Source organism: uncultured Methanofollis sp. (assembly GCF_937919355.1).
In the GTDB taxonomy this organism is placed as follows: Archaea; Halobacteriota; Methanomicrobia; order Methanomicrobiales; family Methanofollaceae; genus Methanofollis.
Genome location: NZ_CALFSA010000197.1, coordinates 1 through 2,178 on the forward strand (window position 1 = coordinate 1; position 2,178 = coordinate 2,178).

The 2,178-nt window shown below is 65.9% G+C and carries 1 protein-coding gene and 1 pseudogene; both read right to left on the minus strand.

Translation table 11 applies throughout. From position 1 onward, the window contains the following. Positions 1 to 808, minus strand: a pseudogene (locus Q0520_RS09705) (anthranilate synthase component I); the annotation flags it as partial. A 10-nt stretch (positions 809 to 818) separates the two neighbouring features. Further along, complete coding sequence (locus tag Q0520_RS09710; protein WP_298669456.1) at positions 819 to 2,177, minus strand: TrpB-like pyridoxal phosphate-dependent enzyme; 1,359 nt, start codon at positions 2,175 to 2,177, stop codon at positions 819 to 821. Between the last annotated feature and the right edge of the window lies 1 nt (position 2,178).

The following is a 2,178-nucleotide window of genomic DNA, read 5'->3' on the forward strand; positions in this document are numbered from 1 at the left end:
AGTCGATCCGCCTGGACAGGACGCCCTGGAAGATGTCGCCTGCCACGATGTGCTCCTTCATCTTCAGGACGGCGGCCTCGAAGGCCTCCTTCGAGAAGGTCGAACGGCAGGGGAGGTCTCCGGCCGCAGGGGAGGGAAGGGGCCTCTTCTCCTCAGGGGCGAGCGCCCCGATCTGCGCGACCAGCGCCCCGATCCTCGCCCTGCTCTCTTCGTACGCCCTGCGGGGGTCGGTCTCTTCGGTCAGCAGGGGGCTTGAGAAGACGTACATCCTGCCGGCGACATGGTCGAAGACGATGCAGTCCTGTGCAAGGAGGAGCCTCGCCAGGGGCGTGCCAGGGCCGTCCTGGCGGCCCGGTCCGGTCTTCGGGTGGAGACGGTGGACGAGGTCGTACGCGAAGTAGCCGACGAAACCGCCGAAATATCTCGGGGCACCGACATCGGCGACGGTAAACCGGCCGAGGACGGACCTGACCATCTCGACCGGATTTGTCCCCTCAGGAGAGGCGGCGATCCCGACGAAGGGGTCGGCGCCGGCGATCTCGGTCGTCTCTCCGAGGGAGAACCTGAGCACGGGATCGACCCCGATCACCGAGTAGCGCGCGCTTTTCTCGCCGCCCTCCATCGATTCGAGGAGGAAACCGACGCCTTTGCAGAGCCCTGCATAGACCTCGGGGGGCGTTACGGGCGGGAGAGGGAGTTCCTGACAGAGAGGTATGATGAGGGGCCGGGGCCGCGTCTCTGCAGCGGCAAGAAACGCCTCGTAGCCCGGCCTGAATACCTCTGTTTCGCCGGTCACGGCAGTAGCCATTCCACCGGCATCACCTCACCTCAGGCAGGTGCGCGAGCGAGTCCCGGATCAACTCGGCCGGGTACTCGTAGTCGGGAAGGCCGCCGGCAAGATAGGAGTCGTAACTCGAGAAATCGAAATTGCCGTGGCCCGAGTTGTTGAAGAGGATCACCTTCTCCTCGCCGGTCTTCCGGCATTCGAGAGCAGCGTCGATCGTCGCCTTCACGGCATGGGCCGCCTCCGGGGCGACGATGATCCCCTCTGTCCGCGCAAAGGTGACGGCCGCCTCGAAGACCTCGTTCTGGTGGTAGGCGGCGGCCCGCATCGCTCCGGCATCGGCGAGATGCGCGACGAGGGGCGAGACGCCGTGGTACCGCAGACCGCCCGCGTGGATCGCCGGCGGCACGAAGTCGTGGCCGAGGGTGAACATCTTCATGAGGGGCGTGAGGCCCGCGATGTCGCCGTAGTCATAGGCATAGAGCCCTTTCGTCAGCGTGGGGCAGGCAGTCGGTTCGACGCCGACGATATCGGTCTCCGGGAGTTTGCCGCGGAGTTTGTCCCCGGCAAAGGGGAAGGAGAGGCCGGCGAAGTTCGAACCGCCGCCGACGCAGCCGATGACCATGTCGGGATAGGCGTCGGCCATCGCGAGCTGCTCCCGCGCTTCGAGGCCGATGACCGTCTGGTGGAGGCAGACATGGTTCAGGACCGAACCGAGGGCGTAATTCGTGTTTGCGTGTTTCACCGCGTCCTCCACCGCCTCGGAAATCGCGATGCCGAGGCTCCCCGGGGTGTCCGGGTGGTCGGCAAGGACCTTTCTGCCCGCGTCCGTCTTCTCGCTCGGGGACGGGATGCACTCGGCCCCGTAGACCTGCATCATGCTCTTCCGGTACGGTTTCTGGGCATAGGACGACCTGACCATGTAGACGGTGCAGTCCATCCCGAAGAGGGCGGTCGCGAAGGCGAGGGACGAGCCCCACTGCCCCGCCCCTGTCTCGGTGGAGAGGCGCTCGATCCCCTCTTTCATATTGTAATAGGCCTGGGGCACCGCCGTGTTCGGCTTGTGGCTGCCCGGCGGGCTGACGCCCTCCCACTTGTAGTAGATCTTCGCCGGCGTCTTCAGGTACTCTTCGAGGCGCCGCGCCCTGTACAGGGGGCTCGGCCTCCAGAGCCTGAGGATGTCCCGCACCTCGTCAGGGATGGGGACGGAGCGCTCGGTCGTCATCTCCTGCCGGATCAGTTCGCGGGGGAAGATTGCCGCAAGATCGTCGGGCGTCACCGGCTTTCCCGTGCCCGGATGAAGGGGCGGGGCGAGAGGCGTCGGCAGGTCTGCCTGGATGTTGTACCAGGCCTTCGGCATGGCGTCCTCGTCCAGGAGGATCTTCGTCTGCATG

Bases quoted from the DNA above. Each gene is read 5' to 3' on its own strand.
- Q0520_RS09710 (WP_298669456.1), bottom strand. From the start codon at position 2,177: ATGCAGACGAAGATCCTCCTGGACGAGGACGCCATGCCGAAGGCCTGG.